We start from the raw sequence: 5126 nt of genomic DNA, 5'->3' as shown, positions 1-5126 counted from the left end.
GCCCGTGGCCGCCCCGCCGCCGGCCCCCGCGCCGCCGCCGCCTCGCGACCGCTGCGGCGCCGCCGAGCTGCAGCACCTGGTCGGCCGCCCGCGCAGCGAGATCCCGGTGCCGGTGCGGCCCGAGCGCCAGCGGGTGGCCTGCACCACCTGTCCCGTGACCCAGGACTTCAGCCCCGAGCGGCTCAACTTCTTCTTCGACGCCGAGACCGGGATCATCCGCGAGATCCGCTGCGGCTAGGGCAGGGCGAGGCCCTGCTCGCGCAGCAGGTCGAGCCAGGCCGCCCGGCCCGTCGCCCGGTTGAACTTCGCCACCGCCGCGGCCCGCGCCGCCTCGCGCATGGACGCCGAGGCCGCCGGGTCTTCGCACGCCGCGATCAGCGCCTCCGACAGGGCCTCCACGTCGAAGAACGGCAGCAGCCGGCCGCTCACCCCGTCCTCGATGGCGTCGTGCAGGGGCGGGGTGTCGGAGCCGATCACGTAGCAGCCGCTGGCCATGGCCTCCGACAGCGACCAGGAGAGCACGAACGGGTAGGTGTAGTAGACGTGCGCCGTGGACAGCCGCAGCGCCGCCAGCATCCGCGCATGCTCCACCTTGCCCAGGAAGTGGACCCGCGCCGGATCGAGCTCGACGCCCTGCAGGCACACGTCCTGCCAGGTCAGGTCGTCGGGCGCCGTGCCGCCGTAGCCGCTCCTGGTCGGCTTGCCGATCACGATCACCTGGGCGTCCGGCACGGCCTTCAGCACGGCGGGGAGGGCGCGGGCGAAGATGTGCAGGCCGCGCAGCGGCTCCATGTTGTTGTTGATGTGGGTGATCACCGGCGTGCCCGGCCGGATCACCCGGCCGTCATCCAGGGCGAACGGCTCGGCTGGGCCCGGGCGGATGGCCTCGGTGTCCACGCCCTCGTGGATGACCCTCACCCGCGGCCCGAACACCGGGGGCAGCACCGAGGCCTGGAACTCCGTCGGGGCGACGATCACGTCCGCCTCCGAGAGCGCCAGGGTCATCACCGCGTTCTTCGCCTTGGCGACGAGCACGGCGTCCTCGGTGAGCGCGTGGAACTCGGTGTCGAAGCCCACGTCGACCCCGCGGCCGTGGTAGAAGAATTCCGAGAACATCACCCGGCGGGCGTTCGGCCACACCTCGTCGAGGAACAGGGTCTCGCCCCAGCCCGGATGGCCCACAATCACCTGCGGCTCGAAGCCGGTCTCCTGGAGGTGGCGCGCCGCCTTCAGCGACGCCCGGGCGCGGATCAGGTCGGCCTCCGCGCGCACCGCCAGGGGGAAGATGCCGGGCGTGGTCCCGCGGCCCAGCTTGTAGCGGGCGTGGGGCAGGTCCGGGATGCCGGGCGAGGTGTGGGCGCCGATCGCCGCGCACGGCGCGCCGCGCGCCATGAGGGTCTGGGCCAGGTCCCGGAACTGGGCCGGGAAGTTGTTGTGCACGAAGAGGACGCCGGACCCCATGGCCGCCTTCATAGCGCGGCCGGCGCGGCTGTCACCCCGCTCCGGGATCCTCGTCCAGGTCGAGGGCGGTGACCGCCTGGTGGCCGCGCACGGCGAAGCGCAGGATCGGCTCGCGCACGCTCGACAGCCGCTGCAGGCCGAGCCGGGTGTAGGACAGTTCGTTGCCCTCGCGCCGCACCAGGCCGTCGGCGACCAGGGCGGCCACCTTGCGGCGCACCGTCTCCTTCGGGATGCCGGTGGATTCGGCGATCGAGCGGACGTTGGTCGTCAGGCTGGGCAGGTCCTCGACCCGGCCCTCCAGCAGGTCGTCGAGGTTGAGCCCCGCCGTGCGCCGGTCCTCGGCGGTGCGCTGGGCGATCACCAGCAGGACGTGGAAGCGGTCCAGGTCGCCGCCGCACGCCTCCCGGCCCGCGGCGAGGACGTCGAGCAGGGGCCCCACGAAGCCCTTGGCCACCCGGGTGTAGTCCTCGCGCAGGCGGGACAGCAGGTCATTGGGCATCTGGCGCCTTCCGGCATCTGTAGGAATCCCGACACAACGTTATCCGAATGCGCGGACCCGCGTCTCGGTCTCACCTCTGGCGGCGCGCCGGCTTCTGTCCTAAGGGGCTCTCACGCCGATCGCGGATGTGGCGGAACTGGTAGACGCACTGGATTTAGGTTCCAGCGCCGCAAGGCGTGGAGGTTCGAGTCCTCTCATCCGCACCAGCCTTGGCCAAGGAAGGCCCTTAGGGCTTGGACGCACGCACGGCGCGTGACATAAGTCGCCGCCCCGCCGCCGGAGCCCCTCCGGCGGCGCTCACCATTTCACACTGAAGGCGGGCGGAGCGCGCGGCAACGGCGCGGCGTCCGGAAGTTCCAGAATGTCGATGCAGATCGTTGAAAAGTCCGGTGAAGGCCTCAGCCGCGTCTATGGCGTCACCGTTCCCGCTTCGGACCTCACCGAGAAGCTGGAGGCGCGGATCGCCGAGATCACGCCGACCCTCAACATCAAGGGCTTCCGCCCGGGCAAGGTGCCGCCGGCCCACGTGCGCCGCCTCTACGGCAAGGCGCTGATGAGCGAGGTGGTCGAACAGACCCTCACCGAGACCACCCAGAAGGTCCTCACCGACAACAACCTGCGTCCCGCCGGCGACCCGGACCTGAAGCCGGAAGGCGACATGAACCAGGTGATCGAGGGCAAGGCCGACCTGGCCTACGAGATCGCCGTCGACATCATGCCGGAGTTCCAGCCGGTCGACCCGTCCAGCCTGAAGCTGGAGCGCCCGGTCTACGAGCCCACCGAGGCCGAGGTGGACGAGGCGGTCGACGAGCTCGCCTCCCAGAACAAGACCTACGAGCCGAGGACCGGGAAGTCCGTGAAGGCCAAGGACGGCGACATGGTCGTCATCGACTTCGTGGGCAAGCTGGACGGCGTCGCCTTCGAGGGCGGCACGGCTGCCGACGCCGAGCTGGTGCTGGGCTCGGGCCAGTTCATCCCGGGCTTCGAGGAGCAGCTGGTGGGCGCGACGCCCGACAGCGACGTGGAGGTGAAGGTCACCTTCCCCGCGGAGTACCAGGCCGCCAACCTCGCCGGTAAGGACGCGGTCTTCGACGTCAAGGTGAAGGAAGTGAAGGCCCCGGTGGAGACCAAGGCCGACGACGCCTTCGCCGAGCGCCTGGGCGTCGAGAACCTTGAGAAGCTCCGCGAGTTGATCAAGACCAACCTCGAGCAGCAGTACGCCGGCGCCAGCCGCTTCAAGCTGAAGCGCGCCCTGCTCGACCAGCTCGACACCAGCCACGAGTTCCCGCTGCCGCCGAAGATGGTCGAGGCCGAGTTCGCCTCCATCTGGTCCCAGGTGCAGCAGGACAAGGAGCAGGGCTCCCTGCCGGACGACGACGCCGGCAAGACCGACGAGCAGCTGCAGACGGAATACCGCAAGATCGCCGAGCGCCGCGTGCGCCTGGGCCTGGTGCTGGCCGAGATCGGCCGCGCCAACAACGTCCAGGTGACCGACCAGGAGCTGGCCGAGGCCATGCGCCGCGAGGCGATGCGCTACGGCCCGCAGGCGCAGCAGGTGTTCGACCTGTTCCGCCAGAACCCGAACGCCCAGGCCCAGCTCCGCGCCCCGATCTTCGAGGACAAGGTCGTCGACCTGATCGTCGAGAAGGCCGCCGTCACGGACAAGAAGGTCAGCAAGGAAGACCTCCTGAAGGAGGACGACCTGCCCGAGGGCTACGCCGACGCCGAGGCGGCCGAAGCCAAGCCGAAGAAGAAGGCCGCCCCGAAGAAGAAGGCCGCCGCCAAGGACGAGGCCGCTTCGGAAGAATAGCCGTCTCGCGAGCGAGATGCGGAAACGCCCCTGGTGATCCCGGGGGCGTTTTTCGTTTCAGATCCCCTCGTGGGCGCCATCGGAAGCCGCGCGGCGTCACCGCCCACCCGATCCGGATTGGGCACGGTTTTCATGGGTCCCGGTGTTCGCTCCGCGAAGCCGGGATGACGCCGAGCGGGCCCTACAGCCCCCGCAGCCGGCGCAGCAGCTCGGCGTTCTCGATCCGCGCGCGGCGCTCGTTGATCTCCTGGTGGAGCGACAGCGGACCGGTGTCCTCGTCCAGCGGCAGGGCCAGCACGGGCTCGATCGGAAGCAGGGGGGACGCAGGCGCAGAGGCGACGTCGCGCTCGAGGCTCATCGGCAGATCTCCCTAACCCCTGGCGAAGGGGCTCCCGCGGTTAAGCTATCATTTACCCTGTACGCCCGACTAGGCCGCCCCTTACGTCACCCGCGTGACGTTCCCGTGATGCCGCGCCGCGGCAGGGCCGTCCGGCCCGCGCGGCCCTGCGACCGCAAATCACCGAACGCCGATCAGAAACCGGTTGGCTTCGGCCGGAAACGGGACGTAACCTCGCAATTGGACGCCGCGTCGTGACGGCGGGCCCTCTCCGGTTCGCCGGAGTTCGCCTTCGCCGCCGCGGGAGTAGAGCGTGTCGGGAAGGATTCCGTTTTGCAGCGCACGCGTACCGAGGGCCCCGACTACTTCCACAAGGTCGTCGATTGCCAGTGGGCCTGTCCGGCGCACACGCCGGTCCCCGAATACATCCGGCTGATCGCCGAGGGCCGCTACGCCGACGCCTACATGATCAACTGGAAGTCCAACGTCTTCCCCGGGGTGCTGGGGCGGACCTGCGACCGCCCCTGCGAGCCCGCCTGCCGCCGCGGCCGGGTGGAGGAGGAGCCGGTGGCCATCTGCCGGCTGAAGCGGGTGGCGGCCGACAACAAGGGCGAGGTGGCCCAGCGGATGCCCGCTCCGGCCGCCCAGTCCAACGGCAAGCGGGTGGCGCTGGTGGGCTGCGGCCCGGCGTCGCTCACCGTCGCCCGCGACCTGGCGCCGCTCGGCTACCAGCTCACCATCTTCGACGCCGAGGCCAAGACCGGCGGCATGATCCGCAGCCAGATCCCGCGCTTCCGCCTGCCGGAGGAGGTGATCGACGAGGAGGTGGGCTTCATCACCGGCCTGGGCGGCATGGACCTGCGCCTGGGCGAGCGTGTGGACAGTCTGAAGGCCCTGCTGGAGGACGGCTACGACGCGGTCTTCGTGGGCTCCGGCGCGCCGCGCGGCCGCGACCTCGACCTGCCGGGCCGCGAGGAGGCCCGCGCCAACATCCACATCGGCATCGACTGGCTCTCGTC

The 5126-nt window shown here is 70.6% G+C and carries 4 protein-coding genes, 1 tRNA gene and 2 pseudogenes; 4 read left to right on the top strand and 3 right to left on the bottom strand.

The genetic code is table 11. From position 1 onward, the window contains the following. Positions 1-238 (top strand): annotated as a pseudogene (locus V7Z97_RS19170) (peptidase inhibitor I78); the annotation flags it as partial. Here the strand turns inward: V7Z97_RS19170 and V7Z97_RS19165 are convergent. Then, positions 235-1461: a glycosyltransferase gene (locus V7Z97_RS19165; RefSeq protein WP_334165058.1), complete on the bottom strand. Its 1227-nt coding sequence runs from the start codon at positions 1459-1461 to the stop codon at positions 235-237. The pseudogene V7Z97_RS19170 and the gene V7Z97_RS19165 sit on opposite strands and share 4 nt — an antisense overlap. A 31-nt stretch (positions 1462-1492) precedes the next feature. Further along, positions 1493-1960, bottom strand: coding sequence for a hypothetical protein (locus V7Z97_RS19160; protein WP_334165057.1), 468 nt, complete (start codon positions 1958-1960; stop codon positions 1493-1495). A 121-nt stretch (positions 1961-2081) separates the two neighbouring features. Here V7Z97_RS19160 and V7Z97_RS19155 point away from each other — a divergent pair. Next, a tRNA-Leu gene (locus V7Z97_RS19155) sits at positions 2082-2166 on the top strand. Between the two features lie 161 nt (positions 2167-2327). Continuing rightward, a complete protein-coding gene (tig, locus tag V7Z97_RS19150) occupies positions 2328-3770 on the top strand; it encodes a trigger factor (protein ID WP_334165059.1) in 1443 nt (480 codons plus the stop codon). A 181-nt stretch (positions 3771-3951) separates the two neighbouring features. Here the strand turns inward: tig and V7Z97_RS19145 are convergent, their stop codons facing one another. Beyond that, the gene (locus tag V7Z97_RS19145) at positions 3952-4128 is read right to left on the bottom strand and encodes a hypothetical protein (RefSeq protein ID WP_334165056.1); all 177 of its coding nucleotides are present in this window, start codon (positions 4126-4128) and stop codon (positions 3952-3954) included. A gap of 312 nt (positions 4129-4440) precedes the next feature. On the opposite strand from V7Z97_RS19145, the pseudogene V7Z97_RS19140 reads away from it, so the two are divergent. Next, positions 4441-5126, top strand: a pseudogene (locus V7Z97_RS19140) (FAD-dependent oxidoreductase); the annotation flags it as partial.

It is taken from the genome of Phenylobacterium sp., assembly GCF_036821595.1.
Taxonomy (GTDB): domain Bacteria; phylum Pseudomonadota; class Alphaproteobacteria; order Caulobacterales; family Caulobacteraceae; genus Phenylobacterium.
This window is presented reverse-complemented; position numbering and strand designations above follow the sequence as displayed.